Origin of the sequence: Bartonella sp. OD88NMGDW (assembly GCF_042193775.1) — a bacterium.
In the GTDB taxonomy this organism is placed as follows: Bacteria; Pseudomonadota; Alphaproteobacteria; order Rhizobiales; family Rhizobiaceae; genus Bartonella; species Bartonella grahamii.
Genome location: NZ_JBHIMA010000003.1, coordinates 250025 through 267330, shown reverse-complemented (window position 1 = coordinate 267330; position 17306 = coordinate 250025). Strand labels below are relative to the sequence as shown.

Annotated in this window: 13 protein-coding genes; 1 reads left to right on the top strand and 12 read right to left on the bottom strand. The window is 40.5% G+C overall.

All coding sequences use genetic code 11. The annotated features are described in order from the left end of the window. Positions 1 to 145: 145 nt before the first annotated feature. The 11 genes from ACFIJR_RS04210 to ACFIJR_RS04160 all read right to left on the bottom strand — a co-directional run bounded on the left by ACFIJR_RS04210 (position 146) and on the right by ACFIJR_RS04160 (position 13696). Positions 146 to 349, bottom strand: a complete 204-nt coding sequence (locus tag ACFIJR_RS04210) for a hypothetical protein (protein WP_375626319.1) — start codon at positions 347 to 349, stop codon at positions 146 to 148. A 938-nt stretch (positions 350 to 1287) separates the two neighbouring features. After that, positions 1288 to 2292 carry a phage tail protein gene (locus ACFIJR_RS04205; protein ID WP_375626321.1) on the bottom strand — a complete coding sequence of 335 codons (1005 nt, stop codon included), beginning with the start codon at positions 2290 to 2292 and terminating at the stop codon, positions 1288 to 1290. Continuing rightward, positions 2289 to 3428 (bottom strand): tail fiber domain-containing protein, encoded by a 1140-nt coding sequence (locus ACFIJR_RS04200; RefSeq protein WP_375626323.1) that lies wholly within the window; start codon positions 3426 to 3428, stop codon positions 2289 to 2291. Before ACFIJR_RS04200 ends, ACFIJR_RS04205 begins: the two co-directional genes overlap by 4 nt. Continuing rightward, positions 3425 to 3907 (bottom strand): hypothetical protein, encoded by a 483-nt coding sequence (locus tag ACFIJR_RS04195; RefSeq protein WP_375626325.1) that lies wholly within the window; start codon positions 3905 to 3907, stop codon positions 3425 to 3427. Before ACFIJR_RS04195 ends, ACFIJR_RS04200 begins: the two co-directional genes overlap by 4 nt. A gap of 284 nt (positions 3908 to 4191) precedes the next feature. Continuing rightward, positions 4192 to 5655, bottom strand: coding sequence for a hypothetical protein (locus ACFIJR_RS04190; RefSeq protein WP_375653682.1), 1464 nt, complete (start codon positions 5653 to 5655; stop codon positions 4192 to 4194). A 500-nt stretch (positions 5656 to 6155) separates the two neighbouring features. Further along, a complete protein-coding gene (locus ACFIJR_RS04185; protein ID WP_375625389.1) occupies positions 6156 to 6851 on the bottom strand; it encodes a hypothetical protein in 696 nt (231 codons plus the stop codon). A gap of 83 nt (positions 6852 to 6934) precedes the next feature. Beyond that, the gene (locus ACFIJR_RS04180) at positions 6935 to 8053 is read right to left on the bottom strand and encodes a N4-gp56 family major capsid protein (protein WP_375625388.1); all 1119 of its coding nucleotides are present in this window, start codon (positions 8051 to 8053) and stop codon (positions 6935 to 6937) included. Positions 8054 to 8294: 241 nt separating this feature from the next. Then, positions 8295 to 9068, bottom strand: a complete 774-nt coding sequence (locus tag ACFIJR_RS04175; protein ID WP_375653681.1) for a hypothetical protein — start codon at positions 9066 to 9068, stop codon at positions 8295 to 8297. A 353-nt stretch (positions 9069 to 9421) separates the two neighbouring features. Next, positions 9422 to 11263, bottom strand: a complete 1842-nt coding sequence (locus tag ACFIJR_RS04170; protein ID WP_375653679.1) for a portal protein — start codon at positions 11261 to 11263, stop codon at positions 9422 to 9424. Further along, a complete protein-coding gene (locus tag ACFIJR_RS04165; protein WP_375648314.1) occupies positions 11263 to 12624 on the bottom strand; it encodes a PBSX family phage terminase large subunit in 1362 nt (453 codons plus the stop codon). Before ACFIJR_RS04165 ends, ACFIJR_RS04170 begins: the two co-directional genes overlap by 1 nt. Before the next feature lie 730 nt (positions 12625 to 13354). Continuing rightward, positions 13355 to 13696, bottom strand: a complete 342-nt coding sequence (locus ACFIJR_RS04160) for a hypothetical protein (protein WP_375625412.1) — start codon at positions 13694 to 13696, stop codon at positions 13355 to 13357. Positions 13697 to 14508: 812 nt separating this feature from the next. On the opposite strand from ACFIJR_RS04160, the gene ACFIJR_RS04155 reads away from it, so the two are divergent. Then, complete coding sequence (locus ACFIJR_RS04155) at positions 14509 to 14880, top strand: helix-turn-helix domain-containing protein (RefSeq protein ID WP_375653697.1); 372 nt, start codon at positions 14509 to 14511, stop codon at positions 14878 to 14880. Between the two features lie 989 nt (positions 14881 to 15869). Here the strand turns inward: ACFIJR_RS04155 and ACFIJR_RS04150 are convergent. Beyond that, the gene (locus ACFIJR_RS04150) at positions 15870 to 17105 is read right to left on the bottom strand and encodes an MFS transporter (RefSeq protein ID WP_375625382.1); all 1236 of its coding nucleotides are present in this window, start codon (positions 17103 to 17105) and stop codon (positions 15870 to 15872) included. Between the last annotated feature and the right edge of the window lie 201 nt (positions 17106 to 17306).

Genomic DNA, 17306 nt, shown 5'->3' with positions numbered 1-17306 from the left:
CAGACAATCTCAGACAATCTCAGACAATCTCAGACAATCTCAGACAATCTCAGACAATCTCAGACAATCTCAGACAATCTCAGACAACTATGTGAAAGGCTTTTGAAAAAAATTTCTTCATCGAAAATTTTTACAAGGTATTTTTTTAGATTATATTCTGTTTTCCACCTAAAATGATGATTTTACCACCTGAAACCAAAGAAAAATACATGTCACCTTGCATGCTTTGTTGACTTTCCCCAAAAGGACAAAGCCACCCCCACCGGTCTTTAAATAATGCCAATCGATAAACAACAATCTGTAAACAATCTGGCTTATTATCTAACGGATTTGGCTTGGCTTCCCTCATCAAATGCACCTTGGAATGCATCCCATGCATAAAATTTTAACCGCACCTCAAACAATAGTATTTTACGACACAACAGGATAAACTATTGTCTTACAGATTTTCTCGTATCACTCTCATTCTGTTTCAAGAAGTTGCCTGATAAGCACAAAATGCCATCTAAGAGAGTTCAATGCCTCACCATGTAACGCATCGCCAATCTGCTCTAGCCAACAAAGCGCCCATTTTGAAAGAATAAACGCTTTTTACATACACTCCCAAAAGAAGGAGAGAACCATTTTGCCTTTCCTCACTTTAAATAGACATATCCGTTGACCTCTTCCCACCACCTCAAAGGACGAAGATTTTAGCCCCTATCGGTTTGTAAACAATTCAACTACTCTGAAAGGATTCCGTCTGCTAATCATTTATATGATTCATTGGCATAAGGTTTAACCAAGCAAGCCCTCCACTGAATAGATGTCTCTTCAATACTTAAATGGATCAAGTATTGTATATCTTATTTTCCTTATATCACCAGCTTCAATAATAGTGTTTTAATGACGATGTTTTACGGCATAACAAGATAAAATTTTATCCATGGGCTTTTTGTCATCGCCCACCAGCACCTTAAACCCAGTGCTTTAATAATGTATCACGATACCACAAGAGAGAAGCATTTTGGATAAAGTCTTTATTCCTCAGCAAAAACTCTATGAATAAAGAAAGTTTTTTTGTTCTCTTTTACCCCTACCTTCAATAATCACTGTCTTGATCCTCTAAAGAACAATAGGCAAACTGACCGTTACACATCCAACAAAGGCAGCACAAAAAATAAAATAATAAAGAGAGTTGAGTTTTTTCTAAAGCGCCTCAAAACTTTCTGCACAATATATTCTATAAGACTTTTTCTCATAACAGATATTTTGCAATCATTTTTATCTTTCTCAAAGCTTTCATTCTCAGGCTTTGACAGCATAAATCACCGCCATATTGACAGGGCGTGTTTCATCACCCCCTGTTTTTTGCAACAAGACCTTATGTTCATGCTCTCCTGCAGCCTTCGTTAACCGATCTTTATTGTAGACTTGAGCCAGACTTCTATCATATTCACCGTGATTCATATCCCAAACTACCTTGTCAATCATTGGATAACTATGCTGGTGTTTGCCTGTTGAATCTGTTTTTCCTTCATGGGTATGAGATTTAAAAGACTCTTCTTGTCGACTTCCCAAGCGACGTCCTTTATCAATTGCTTTTCCACTATCGAGCCCCCGTAAAAACATTCCACGCAAATCGGGAACATTGAATGTTGTTCTCCCGTCTCCTTTTCCCCATGTTTCTCCCAGAACAGCAAAGAGATTGGCATAGCTCCTTCGCGAATATTCTTTACCATCACACAGTAACCATCCAGAGGGTATTTTTTCTGTAGCAAAAGTCCCGATAAATCCAGAAGAAAACGTTTCCGGTAAAGGAGGAAAGGGCGGAATTTCAGGAAGTTTTATAGTAGGATTGGTTAAAAACCAGCCATCAGCATTTTTTCCGGCAATATCACGCGTATAGACGATCTCATAAAGCCCCCCTTTTTGAATTTCTCCGCCCTTTAAAGGCATAATACCCTCTGGCGTTGCCATATAAGTTGGTCGTGGAAGTAATTGATTTAAAGAAACATTTGTTATTCCTCTGTTGGCGCCTTGTGCTTTGAAGCGCACAACAATGCCATCCATATAAGTCTCAAAAAAAGACTTTGTCGCCAAACGAAGTGATGTCCTCTCGTTCTTCACATCAACAGTAAACTGTGTTTCAATCCCGCCCCCATTATCCAACAAATATTCTTTGATGCGTTGCATCATAGCGCGAGCACTATCATTAACTGTGCTTGGAGGTTGCCCTTCTGCCCAGTTTATACTCTCGTCGGCATAAGCATTTTCTGATGCGATAATTGACCAATCATAAATCGAACTCATAGAAGATACTCTTTATTCAAAAAGGGAAAACGAGCAAAAAATGAAGAAAAGAAAGCCGCAATTTTATTTTTAGATGCCGGTATTTTCTCCTCTTTCATTTTCTCCATTTTCAGTCCTATTTTGTCATAATCAACATGCAATAATTTTGTTTTTGCATTGACATAAACAGCTTCCGGCTTCACACGCAACACGTCTTGCGCCATAACGCCCTGATAACGTTGTGGATTTCCTTTATAATTAAAGGTATAAAGTGGATATCCCTTTTTCTGCCCCACAGGGATAATATTTTCTTTTGCCCTCACATCACAAAGCCCTAAAATTCCGCCGACCAATCCAAGCACTTGCTGCGCATCACGCAATGGATCTTTTGTCACAGAAGGCATTGTCGTGGATTTTCCGGAAGTCGTTCCGTAATTTCCAGCAGCCTGAGTCCCGACCTGTAACAAGCTTTGCAATCGGTTCCAATCTTGATTATCTTTTTCTGACCATTTTTGGCGTTCAGCATCTAAGATATTTTGACGATTTACATCTTGAATCATGCCCCCTTTCAAAGCATTGCTTTGCACGTTACTCTGCCCTTGATAATAGCTATTTGCCGCATTAACCTGATCATTCTGAGAGCGATCAATCATCTGGTTTGCATTCATCATATTGTTAATATCTTGATTATATTGCTGCGCTGCAGCATTTGTTGCCAAGGCGCCTAGCTCATCGGCCAGCACACCGGTATGAGCCCCAGAGCCATAACGTCCTGCCCCAGACATTGATTGATTAATTGCATCGGAAGTTTTATTCAGAGCATTTTGCAATGCAGTATTAAATTTACTATTGCTTCCAATCCAGCTTCCCTTAGCCATACCGGAAAGATTTGTAGCGCTGTTGGTTGGTGCATTCAACCATTGCGTTACCGTTGGATTGTTATAGAGCCCTGCTGCTTGTTGTAAACCGGTCAGAGCATTTTTTGTCATATCGCTAAGACCAGCGACTCTGTCTCCCTGATAAACGTTTCCGCCAATCCCTTTATTATAAAGTCCAAGTGCATCAGCACTGGCTTGTTTTAAAATATCAGCCGCCCAAGCAGGTGGAGCATTTGTTTGTGTTGTTGTCTGCACTTGAGGTGTGGTTTTTCTACTCATGACTTGAGAACCTTTCTATATTGAATAAGATTACGAGAATATCCGTGATGAGCGAGCTTTTTCGCCCATCCAGTTCTTCCAAACATGTGCATTTCTTCAGCATTAATTGTTCGCGCCCATTTTTCGACTTCATCAATCAACTTGACCAATTTCAGCCCTCCCTCTCCAGCAAGATCAGAGAGAACGACGCATTTTTTTCCCGTATGGGCACTTTCAACTTTGGTTATTGCAAAAGCACTAAATTGGATTTTATTTTTTAAGACCAGCCACAATTGTGCTTGTCCTGTAACGATTTCTTCAGCAATTTTTTCCAGACAAACATCATCAGGAAAGCGCCGAGCATATTTTCTCAATGCAGCATTGAGAGCCTCTTGATAGGGCGCTATTTTTTCCCATGGCCACTGCTCTGTCAAATGAGCAGAATATAAATCTTGACTCTCTTGCATCATAACTTTGGCTCTTTTAGCTTTATCACTCATCTCCCCTTAAAGAACATCCCCCCTACGCATTTCTCATGTTCCATGCCCCCCGCACAATAAAAGAAAAAAAGCCCCATCATCTCTTTGTCACAACAAAAAGGAAACTTCTTCTTTATAAAAATAAGCCATTGTGCAGACTATTTTTCCTTTATCGCAGAAAAGCATGAAGCATGAAGCATGACGCACCACCTTGTTCCTTTGTTTATAAAGGCTTTGGTCTATGAGCATTTATTCTTTAATAATAGGGGCGTGATCCTATCGCATGGTATTACAAAAGGGCATGCCTATCGCATGCCGGCCCGCGTCAATTCCACATCAAATCCGGTGACATGAGTCCAATTCACCCCTTCAGGAATGCGCAATTTAAAGCGATAAAACCGTGCCCTTGCGCGACAATGAATTTGTCCCGTATTATAAGAGGGCTGTTTTTCTGGCAACCAAACAGTTTCCTCTTCAAGAGATTGTCGAAAGCGCATTCCCACAGACAAATAAAACTTTCCACTATTGACTTGAGGCATAATATTTTTCACCCGTGTTATCATGCCATTTGTCTGCCCCATTTCTTGTGATGTCACCACACAAGCCATAGGAGAACCAGAAAACGAACCAAGTCTGCCCTGTTGATCAAATGCCCCCAGAATAGGCGATTCATTTTTCCAAACTTTACTATCGAGAGAAAAGGACAAATTATCAATATTCTCTGTTACAAAATCAAGACCTTCTAGGGTTGTTCCGGCTAAGAAAATAGGCAATATCATTTTGATATCGACGAGAGCTTTTGTCCATTTTTGCAATCCCCAATCATAAATGAGCAAGATACGTTTATGAAGATTCTCATCAGAATCAACCATCCAATAAACACGATTATACACCCCATCGATAGCCGCAGACATGGTATACAAATTATCCTGCCTTGATTTTGCGGTCATCGTTCGATCGACTTTTTCGAACCCAATGGGGATAATCTGTCCATCATTTGTTATTTGATAAAAACCGCCCTCATCGGCAAAGAATGCTAAATCACCGCGACAAACAATTGATTCAGCATTTTTTGCGCCTCTTTTATCGTGTATTTTTTGGAAACTAAAAATAATCTTAGAGCCAGGGATAAAAGAACCGGCATAGATTGCAGAACGCATAAAGATAATTGGATTTGTTGTCTCCGTTGCCCCTTGAACAAATCCGCCATCAGGAAAATCTTGATAATCGCAACTTTTTTTCCCCACGGTCCAAAATTCAGCATCATTTAATCCAGACCAATGAACCCGTCTTGGATGCTCGGTTAATTTCATCAAACAAACGAAATCTCCCCAGATTCGAACAATCCCTGCTTGTGGTGGATTTCCTCCTAAATTTCTAAATCTTTTATCATGATTAATATCAATCACTTGTGGTTTATCATTGGCATTCACCGCAATGATAAAATCACCAAACAAAGCAAAAGACCACGGAGCATCGATATTAGCCAGATAAGATTTTCCTTTTTGGCTAATATCTTTCCAGTTCATTGTTGTATTATCAAGCAAGAAGATTTTTTCTCTTGTCCCAACAATAATGGAAACCCCATTTTTTGTTTTAACCGCAAGAGCGCCTAAAATTGGCTCAGGACAAGGCTCTGATAAAGGTTCAAAACTTGGCATAGGGATATAGGAGCCATCAGCCGGTAGCACATTAACAAGTTCATCGGTAAAAATTCCATTGATATCCGCCACATCGGGTCGATAATCAGCGATTGGGAAAAAAGCCATCAAGACCCCCATAAAATCTTTGAAGAGCCTAGTGCCATTCAAAACACCGAGGCTTATTGATAAAAAACCACAAAAGCCCTTAAAACTCTAAAGGCATAAAATTCAACAAAATACACAACCTTAAGTTGACCAACGCATCGAAAAAAAGATACCATAAATAATGGCATACCCAGCGCCATCCACCAGCGCCCGACCAAAATCAACCGCCCGCAATCACCCCAACAACTGGGAAAAAGCCTTTAAACTCTCCATAAATCTTTGAAGAGCCTAGTACCATTCAAAACACCAAAGCTTACTGATTGAAACCACAAAAGCCCTTAAAACTCTAAAGGCATAAAATCCAACAAAACACACAACCTTAAGTTGACCAACGCATCGAAAGAACGATACCATAAATAATGGCATACCCAGCGCCATCCACCAGCCCTTCACCATCAATCCCCAGCGCTCATCCAACCATAAGGGACAAACCAGCCATCAACGATTTGGAACAAAGCCTTTTAAAAACGCATTGGGCGAATCTTTGAAGAACCTTTTTGGCGCGATGTTTCAATACGCAAAGCTTGAAGCTGTTCTTGAAAATCTCTGAAAGAAACGGCGGCATATTCAGGATCTTTAAGAATATTTTTATAAAGTTCATATTTTGCCCGTGCTTTAATAAGATCAAAAGCATAAATCAACCAAGGATTATCATCCTCTTTTAGTTGTTCATCGGCAAAATGAACAGGAGCATAAGAAAGCTGTACAGTTTCCACATGTTCTGGTGTTGGAAAGAGTCCTATTTTTTGATCAAGGCACGTATAAAAGAATGGCGTTCCTAGCGCAGGATTCATACCATATTGTTGATGCAACACTTCCAAGGGCTTAAAGAACAACTTTGTTGGTGTTGCATTCTTTGTTGCTAAAAAGACGCCCTCCAAACTCTTTTCTGATTCAATAAAAACTCCCTCTTCTTGCCCATACCATGTTTTACCACTTTGTGTTTTAAACGTCCTTTCTCTTTTTTCATTAAAGAAAAAGGGTTCGCGTTCACACAAACGCAAAGCCGTAAAAATTGAATCTTGAATTTGCAGAGAATATTCCGCTGTTGTATCATCAATTTCATCTTGAATAAGGGCGACCATATAAGCAAAAGTTTTAGAATGGTCTGAATGTGTAAGGTTTAGATTTTGGGGGTCAGTGGATAAAGTGGTCATAAGCCTGTCCTTGTTTCTGGAAGCATTTTAAATTTTTCCCCCAACAGATCCCTCTTGTTGGGGGAAGTGAGCAAACATTCGCTTTAAGCGGGTGCTCCATAAGTTGGGATGACGATAGTGCCAAAATCCTGAGCCCCTTGCGTACTTCCTGGCAAGGTAAAGCAAGTTTTTTTCATACCAATAATGGTTTTTGCCGCGACCCCGAATTCTCTTTCATAGTCGAAGAGTTCTTCCACCAATTTATAGCGTGTTGCTCCTCGATCTTTACCAAAAGCAATCACAGCACTCTGCGCACCAAGGAGAACAGCACGACGCACATTTGGTACAGCTTTATTTGCCGTCCCAGATTCGACCCCTTCGGTAATATGTTCAGCTTCGCGTAAAACCACACCATTATACATGCCCAAAGATCCATCATAGAGCGGATTTTTGATACGACTTCCACTATAGATTGCCTTGGTAATATCGAGCCATTGCCCCGCATCTGTGTTGGTTCGCAATTGCGTCACTTGGGTTGGATGAAGATAAAGCACATAGACATTTTCCCCATCGATCCGCACGGGTCTAATTTTAGGATTTGCCAATTTAGCCCGTTCAACAGCTTTATCAATGAGCTTAAGATCAAAAACATCGTTTGATTTTAAATCTTCATCTTTTGTTTTTCCATTAGGGCGCACGACGCGTTTATCGGTTGGTGCCGTTGGTGCATTAAACCCATAATGGACAGGTTTAAGATTAATCGTACGTCCCTCAAAGTTAATAGCTTTTGCAGTATATCCACACACTTGAATGAAGAACATCATACTCAGACGATCTGCATACCAATCAACCAAACCATTTTTTGCCTCAGTACGCAAATCATGGAGAATTCGTTGTTGATCAATCGTTCCCTCATTTTTGACACGCACAGCATGAACGAGTTCATTAATTGCCAAACGATCATTGAGAAACTGTAAAGCTTCTTCATTACCTTCCAATGTCTGCCCTTCGCTCACCCCATCGCCTAGCAACTGCACACGCAAATTAAAGCTAATAGCATCCCCACTTGCTTTCGTGGTTTCATCTTTTAATTGTACGATACTGTTTGAGTCATTTCCAATCAGCGGTGCAATCGGAAGTGCTTTTGAGACTTCTTGGTTTAGTAATTTAGACCATGTGCGCACTGCCATTGGGTCATTAAGTCCGATATAAGTTACAGTCATTTTGTCCTCTAAAAGTTTTATTGACATAAAAAACCCGGCAAAGCGCCGGTTGTTAAAACACCACATTTCATTTCAAATGGTGAATAGGTTGTTCGTGAGTTTTATCTAATTTCTGTTAGCGTCTGCCTCCCCCTTATAAGAGCTCTCCTCACCACATCCGTGCTTTGAGAAATCCCCCGTATTCCCTGCGCTAAAAGCCTCTCCACGTTCCCACAAAAAACACTTGCCACATTCTTGTTTTTTAAAATTCTCTTCCCCCCATTAAGCGATTAAAAGAAGCTTTATTTTTAGGATCAGAAACCCAAGCGCTAAACTCTGCTTCTGACATTTTATCAAGCATCTCCAAAGAAATCGGCCCATTTGGCGTCAAGCCGTTATAAGCAGCAAGTGTACGTGCAGAATTGTGTCTTTCCTGTAAATTTTCATCCATGTTATTGGGAACATTTGTGTAGCCAATTTTTTGTGCAATAGAGTAAATCACTTCAGCCGGATTTTGATTTTTTTGCGCACAATCGCGCAAGATCTGTTTCAACTCATCACCAATCAACGCATCAATATTTTTGGGATCGGCCATCTCAGGATAGAGAGAAGCACAAGCTGCCAACTGTTTAGCCCGCGTTTCATAAATAAAATCAGCGGCTTGATCAAAATCATGATGCTTTTGTTTAACACTTGCAACAGACTGCTGAAAAAACGCATGCAACTGTTCTGCTTCGCGAGCCAGAGAAGGTTGTTGTTTTTCATGTAAAAGCCCTTGTTTTTGGAGTGTTTTTCCCAACCATTGCATATAGCCCATAAAGTCTTTTTGCGGATCTGGCGGACCATCTTCTCCCCCTTGAACTTCTTTTCCAGCCTTTTGCGAAGAGTCCTGTTTTTGATGCGTTTGCCCTTGGAAATTATCTTCAAGAGTTTTTTCTTCTATTCCAATTTCACCGTCTTCTCCCTCTTGTGTTGAGAGTAGATAATCCTGTTTCAATTGGTTTTGTTCTGCTGGCGTTAAGTGTTCTTGATCCATGACATTAGCCTTCTCTTTTTTTAAACAATAAAATCAAATTTTTCAGATAAAACAGCCCCATAAGCATTTGTCCCCTTAATGCTTACCCATCATCACTTAGGCTCCAGCATTCTCCTCACATGGCTCCCCCACCATGACAGCAAAACACCTCCCACCATATCCCCGCCGTGACAGCAAGACTCTATTAAAGATGTTTCCCAACACCAACACTACGGCTCAACACAACAGCTCTTCTGAGATAAAGAGAGGCGACATTGCACGACATAAGCAACATGGGTAAAACTATGGACATTGTTTAGATAAGCAACTTCTGATAGATGAAATTCATCCAAGAGAGCACATCATAAAGCATCCTATTGTTGAGCCTTTACTGTCTGCAACATCTGCATTATCTGCTCTGTTCCCATATTACCCCCCATCTGCGCTGAGGCATTTTGCTCTTCTTGAAAAGAGTTTTGCGCCTTTATCGCAATTTTATGAATAAGTGAAGCCGGTAAAGGCGAATAGCGTAAGAGATCGAGCATAATTTCAGGCGTTGCAAAATTTTGCATCAAAGGAAGCAATTGCATGATCAGTGCAAAAGTACGCTCTTTTTCATTAAGACTTGTTGGCGCATCATCCACGACAATATCATATTCCAAACTTGTCACCATTTCGCGTGTCAGCGGCACATACTGGGCATTTTCATCACCAGCAATACGAACCAGCCGCCCATCGGACAGATAATTTTGAATAAGATAGAGAATAATTTTTCCCTGTCGTTGCCGATATCGACGCAACCCATCAAAAAAGGAAGCCAAAAGATTAAGTGACGATTGTCGCCGTTGTTGTTCAAGAACGCCAGGCTGATTGACAGCTCGCGTCCCAATAAATTCAGAAGACAACCCCGTCACCTGTTCGAGTGCGCTCTTTGCTTCATTAAACAATTGGAAAAACCCTTGCGGGAATTGTGCCACGGGTTTAGGCTGAATTCTTCCCCCAGACACAGCACCACTTTTCAACCAAGTAATACTATCAGCTCTAGCCCAACTCTCGACGGCTTGTCGATCATCATCAAAAGCATCGCGCTCTGCCATAATTCCGCCTTTTGATTGGCTATTGAGCAAATGCATCACTTGACTAAAATATTTGTTTGCCCACCGTTGTGGATCTTTTGTAGGGCGCACAAGTCCGTAAAAGTGCCGGCTTAACTTATCAAAAGTACCGGTAATACACTCCCATCCCAATTGATTGGGTGGAACCAAGGGCTTATCAGGCGCTTCAAGCAGCTTTCTGCCTAAAAATGCCCTTTTGACAATTTTTCTGTTCAACCTTGTTGCTTGAACATGCGGAAAGGTTTTACTTAAATTTTGGAAATCTTGCTCTGAATAATCGACAAACTTTCCACTTTGAGGCTCGAGAACTTTATAAATCACCTCGCGTTCAAACCAACGACATTCTACCAATGTCACCATTTTAGGACGTTGATAGGTCCCTCCCTCTTCCCACTCTCCCTGATATCCCCTCTCGGACTGATAACTTTGTGTCATCCCATTGCTGGTTGAATGTGAAAAACTCTGATGTTTAACCCAATCAGCATTAAGATCACTCCAATGAACATTGGGAAACATTTCTTCAGCCACAGCAAGGGGTTTTTCATCAATATACCACAAGCGTTGTGCATCAATAAGATTAGGCTTAACAGCACTTGCATCCCACACCATTTTCATAGGGTCGAGCCGCGCAATGATTGGTTTTCCTTGTGGATCTTCTTCATAATCAAGGCGTGTATCTGTCCACCCCATTCCGCAAATAATTGCATCTTGAAAGGCATCGGAATCTTCGTATTCCCCATCGGCTTCATCACGAAACCACTCAGCCGCCCCTGTCAAAATCTGGTTTGCAAAGGCTGCTCCTTCTTGTCGTGGAATAAATTGAACTTGCCTTTTATTATTGCGCTCAGCCCCAATCACGGCATTAATTAAAGGCGCAATACGGTTAAAAGTCATAACCGGTCTGTTTTGTTCGTGCAAGACAGCCAAGTCTTGCTCATTCCATTGCCGTCCATTATAAAAATCGTAATCTTCTTGGGCATTTTTTCGCCATTTTTCGACATGGGCAATATCATCCTGATACCACTCCACGAGTTTTTTAAAAAGTGCTTGATTTTCAAGCGTTTCGATTTGATTAAAAGTAGAATCTGTAGAAATATTCATTAAAAAGCCATCCATGACGTTTGAGAATGGTGAAACGAGCGATAGGTATTTTTTCGCGCTCTAGCATTTGGCTGTTCATAAGCCACACACATCAGTCCAAAGGCATCGGCCCCATGGCTAGCCCAATCATGTTCAGCGCCTAGTCCGATATTGCGCTGTTCGTCGCGCTTTTCATGATACCAAGCAAGCGCTTTTCTACCCGCACATGTCGTTTCACGATTAAACCATAGTGCAGGAAACAATCGCCTTACGGCCTCGATACGCATTTTCACAGCGCCTGTTCCTTGATTAGGGATCACTTTAGTTTGAAAACCGGCTTGTTGAAGTGCACTTTCAAAACTCACATTATAAACACGATCTTTTGTTGCGCCATCATGAGGCAAAACCATGAGAGCCTTTTCATATCCCCTTTGAAAAACCCAACCCACATGCTCTGAGAGAGGCTGTCCTTGGGCTTCATAATAATCGAGCACTCGAATTTCCCGTCCAACAAATTGCGCAACCCACAATGCGGTAGCATCAGCCTTTGCTCCTGTTCCCCCGATATCCCAAAAGATTTTGACCTGCATCAAAGGATCACGTGGAACGGTGGTAATCCGCCCTTCCATTTCGGCTTCGAGAAGACATTTCTGATAATAAGCCCCTTGGACAGCTTGAAGATATTCGCCTTCCCAAATATGGTTATACTGCTCTGGTCTTTGCTGCAAATCGTCCATTCGATCACGATTGAGTTTTTCAGGAAATTGCGGATTATCACGCCAATTAATTTCTGCCCCTTTGATATGAGGATTATCGACATTTCGGAAACGTTTTTCCACGGGTGCATTTTCATGGCACGGATTCCATGTGACCCATAATTCTGCATTCCAATCTTTTCCTTCTTCGCGCAAAGTTGGAATAAGTGTTTGCCAAGCAGTCTCAGTGACCGGCTCCGCTTCATCGACCCAACAAAGGAAAACGCGCCCCATTGATTTAATACTTGCGATATTGCGATCAAGCCCAGCAAACACATAGACAATCCGTCCATCTTTTGACTTAATATATTTATCGCCGATTTCATAATAGTCTTGTAAAAAAGGGTAAGATTCGATAGCGCGTTTAATTTCTTCCAAAGAACTTTCATTGAGAGAATTTTGAAATTGCCTTGCACAAAGAATAATCCCGCGTTCTCCAGCCATTCCATGGCGATATCCCACAACAGCCGACATCAAAGCAAAAGAACGTGTTTTTCCAGAACCCCGTCCTCCCCAAGCGGCTCGCACATCTGCTTTTCCAGTAAAAACAGGAATAAGCTTTGGAATAAGAGCCACTTGAGCCGTTTTCTGCTCCATTTTTTGAGAAATTTTCTGAACAATTTTCATTATAAATTTTCATACTTTAGCAATAATTGCGCTTCACCCTTTTGCTTATCCCAAGTTTAATTCTCCCAGAACAATTGAAAGAAAATAGCAATTAAAGGAAAAGAGCAATTGAACGCAAAACGCCCTTCTCAAAAGCAGCGCTTTACCTTCCTTCATCCTAATACTCAATGAATTTCACTTTTTTGCATGAAGCCCCCCCCTTCAACCCCTTTGAACCCCTTTGACCACTTTGGACCCCGCATATACACGATATGCGCCCCCAAGGGTCCTTAAATCACAAGGGTCCCTATTCCCCCCCCAAACCGCCCCTCAAACACCGCGCCTGTCATCCCCCAACCACAAGCACAGCATCCCCCCACCAAATCATAGCCTCAGCACATGGCTCTCAAGCATATCCAAAGCCCAACATCCTCCAATATCATGCCTCTCAAGCTTCCCCAATCCTCACACTTGTCTATCCCCGATACCCCCACCAAAACACATGCATCCCGCAAGCATAATACTTCTCTCAAGTTTCACGCCCTTCACCCATCAAAACACTGTCCCATATCCACCACACAAACATCCTGCACCAAATCTCCTCCAACACATGGCTCTCAGGCATCATTCACCCAAGCCAAGTATCACGAGCGCCTACAAGCAAGATAGCCTCCGCTTCAATCCCCTCAAGACAAGCAATCACCAAAGCAGCCCCCCTTGCAAGACATCACCCCGCATCATCCACCTCAGCCTAACATTTTTCAATATCACAAGCCTCCGTTGCTGAAAAATCACGCTTCTCCGGTTCACTATTTTTTGCATTCACTGGTACAATCTCGATACGCGAAACTGTTTTAACCTGCCCTTCTCCAGTCCCCTGAAGAGGCAACACTTTTGCAAGAAGCGAAAAAAACGGTACGGGATTGTTTAGAGCATGATATTGAAGATAAGACACCAGCCCATCTTCACCATAGTGATAGCCAGCCTGCTCCGCCGCAGTCAGAAGAGCTTCATTAAATCGCTTTGTTGTTTTATTCAAAGACCCTTTTTTCCGCCCTCTTCGACGTAAGGGAAGACAATGTTCATCTACCATCATCATGATCCTTCCAACTAAAGAGAAACCAAAACCTCAAACACAAAAAATGATATGAAAATCAGGAATGAAACCTCAAAAGCAACCAGCAATTTTAAAAAAATGGGACACATACTAAAAGGTAAAAAACACCCACAAAGCACAAATTCTCTGCTCCGTTTTTACGGATCTCCATTTTTACAGATCACCATTTTTACGCTTTTACATTATTACAGAACAAAGCCAAATGAAACTCCCAAACCACCACCCCGCTCCACTTTGTAAACACTGGTCTGTTAACAATCTGATTTCTCGTCTATCAGATTTCCCTGCTGATTATTTCATATGGCTATCCCACACTTTAAAGAATGGTGTTTCATCAAACACGCCAGATAAGCTCTGATCTACAATTCGACTTCAAAAAGCAAATTTTCCTCTGCTGAATAAAGCTTCCACCCCGCACCGGTTTTAAACTATCATCCAACCTCTTACCCAATAAATTCCCCTACTAACATCAGATTACCGCCCCCAAACATTCCTATTTTACAGTATAACAGACTAAAAAATATTTTAATTTTCTTGCCAATCTTCTGAAACTACTTTATTGATAGTTCTGTGTTTTTGATCGTCCACGCAACGGTCAAATAGGGATTTGAAAGCCCGAACGCTCAGTACATAAATTTATCCCGCTTTGCGGATATCCCGGAATTCCGGGAGCTTTTGCTATGTCCAAGTGCTTGTCAGCACTAAAAGCAAAAGGCTGGCTGAGCTCAGTGCTTTCAAACTCCCGGAATACTCATGCGAGGGCGCTCGCAACCGGAGGGGAGCTTGAAGTGCAAACTAAAAATTCACATTTCAATGACATTTCAATAGGTAAAAGAATCCGTCACAGACGCATTTCAATGGGACTTTCTCAAAAGGAATTAGGAAGCTATTTAGGTGTCAGTTTTCAACAAATCCAAAAATACGAAAAAGGCTCCAATCGTGTAAGCGCAGGATGTTTACAGGAAATCGCCAACATCCTAGAAGTCCCTATTACCTTTTTTTATACTGATATTTTTGCAGAAGAAGATATTCCCACAAAAAGAACTCTCTTACACCACGATCAAGACACCACTAGCGAAAAAGAACACGCCCTTTTGAAAAACTTTAGAGAGCTCCAGCCGAAAAAACAAAAAGCAATTTTGTGGTTAATTTCAGATTAGACAAAAGCGCACCTAGCGACATCCCTCGCCAATATCCCCTCTGCCTAAAGCCTTTCCCGCCTGATACCACCACATCTCAAAAAACGGTTTACAGCACCGGTTTACAACATCATAGGATAACAAACACCAAAACCTTGGAAAAACATCCCCACCCCTCTCACAGAATTTTATCAAGAGATCTCTTCTGATTTAAACGCACAATTCCGATTGTATCATTATGATACCTTTTTACATTTACCTTGTCAAGTTTTTATATTTTTCTTTTGATATTTTTGTGTTTTTCTTTAAGGAATCCACATCCATCAAAACACCTCTCATAAAAAACACAATGTCCAAAACAACAAGAACTAAAACAGGATTGCCCCTAATAGGAGTGCCCCTAAATAGGATTATTATTGTATTTCTCATTCACCCACTTATTAAAAAAACATTTCTCAATGCTTCTCACACCCATTTCACGGATATCCCCCATACAAATATAGACGTAAATATAATTGTTAAATTTCGCATAGAATATAAAAGCCAACCACGATTTTTCTCTCTTCACACCTCTTTACACATCCCCTCTTTACAACATCACCCCTGCAATCTATTCACAGCTATTCCCAAACTCTTCTCTCTAGCCAACACACGAACAGCACTCTTCATTTCCCTCCATTCACACACTCTTCACCTCCCCAATCCTTCTCACCCCTCCATATCATGACAAAAAACACGCACAATACATAACCCCTCTACTCCTTTCTCACAGACACATTTTTACGCTTTTACATCATTACAGAACAAAGCCAAGGAAAGGTTCACCACCCCGTACCACTCTATAAACAAAGGTCTGTAAAGAATTCAAATGCTTGCCTAGCAAGTTTCCACCAATGACCACTCTTTCGTTTCAGATCACCCCCTTCAAAGAGCGGTGTTTTTACCTCATGAATAAGATAATGAACGAACCGTCTTTAGAAAAAAGAAACGGCATGGAGATATCAAATATATCAATGGTCGTCATCGACTGTCGTGTTAAGAGGTGTTAACTCTTTATTTTTCTTAATTTTTACAACGCCAATCATTCCCGTGGAAATAATGAAGGCAGACATCGCTAAAAAAGAGCTTAACAATCCCACAAGCGCCAAAAATCCAGCAATAAAGCCAGACATTGCTTCCGCAGAGTTCGCTAAAGTTGAAAAGGTTCCAAAACTCTTACCAAAATCTTCACGACGAGAATATAATTGAATAGCTGAAACTAAACCAATATCCACAAAGGCACCAATAAATCCTAAAACAAACGCTAACACGAGAAGGAATTTTAAATAAATTTCTGCAGCTAAGGGCATAACAAACAGAATAACCCCATAAAGAAGCCAAAATACCATGAGCTTCAACGATGTAATATTTAATATAATTTTATGATATAACAAACCACCAACAATAGTTCCAACAGCCATGAGAGAAAAAATATAACTCACAAGGCTCTCCTCTCCCCCTATAGAGAGAACAAAAGCTGGAATTAAAAATCTTAAAATAGCACCCGTAAAGAGAATAGCAAACGACGATCCAACCAGCGTAATAAATAAATGTTTATTTTCAGTAGAAATATATTTAAGATATGAAGCTGTTTCTCGATAAATTTTTATAAAATTGAATGATTTATTCTCGCTTGAATTTAAATTCATGAGATTAAATAACACGATAATAGATATAAAATAGGTAAAAAAATCAAAAATGAGTACTGCCGATTTATTTGCTAAAAAAAGCAGTAGGGAACAAACCAAAGGTCCAATGACGGCTGCAGTTTCCATGATAATTTGAGCAATGCTATTGGCCTTTGTAAGATCTTTTATTGAAAACATTCTGGGAATAGCAGCTTGAAAACTTGGTTGGAAAATACTTCTTCCTATCGTTGTACATATTGCTGCAACAATAAGAACAATGATATGTGCCGTACCTGTTATAGTGGTTATAAAAACGAATAATGAAGCTAATAATCTAACAACTTCACTTAAGATCATATTTTTCTTCAAAGAAAAATTATCCGCTAACCAACCTCCTATAGGGCCAAAAAAGAGAAAAGGGATAAATCGAAAAAAATACACAAGACCTATAAAAAAGGTGTTATCTGTTAATTCTAAGACCAGTAAAACAAAAACAACTTCATAAGCATAATCACCAACTTTAGAAATAAAGAGAGAGCAAAAAAGAGCTAAAGGACTCTTTTTTAAAAATAAATTCATACCAACCATCCAATGTTAAACTTTTCTACACTTAAAGTTACACTTCCTTCGATACAATTGGTGATATGAACTTCAGAAGAGTCTTTTATTCTAATAAATCACTTAATAAGTTAAGTGAAAATTTTTAAAGAAATACTCCTCTTGATATAAGCATTTAGACCAATATCAAGTAATATATTAATTTTTCTTTCTTATTTGCTT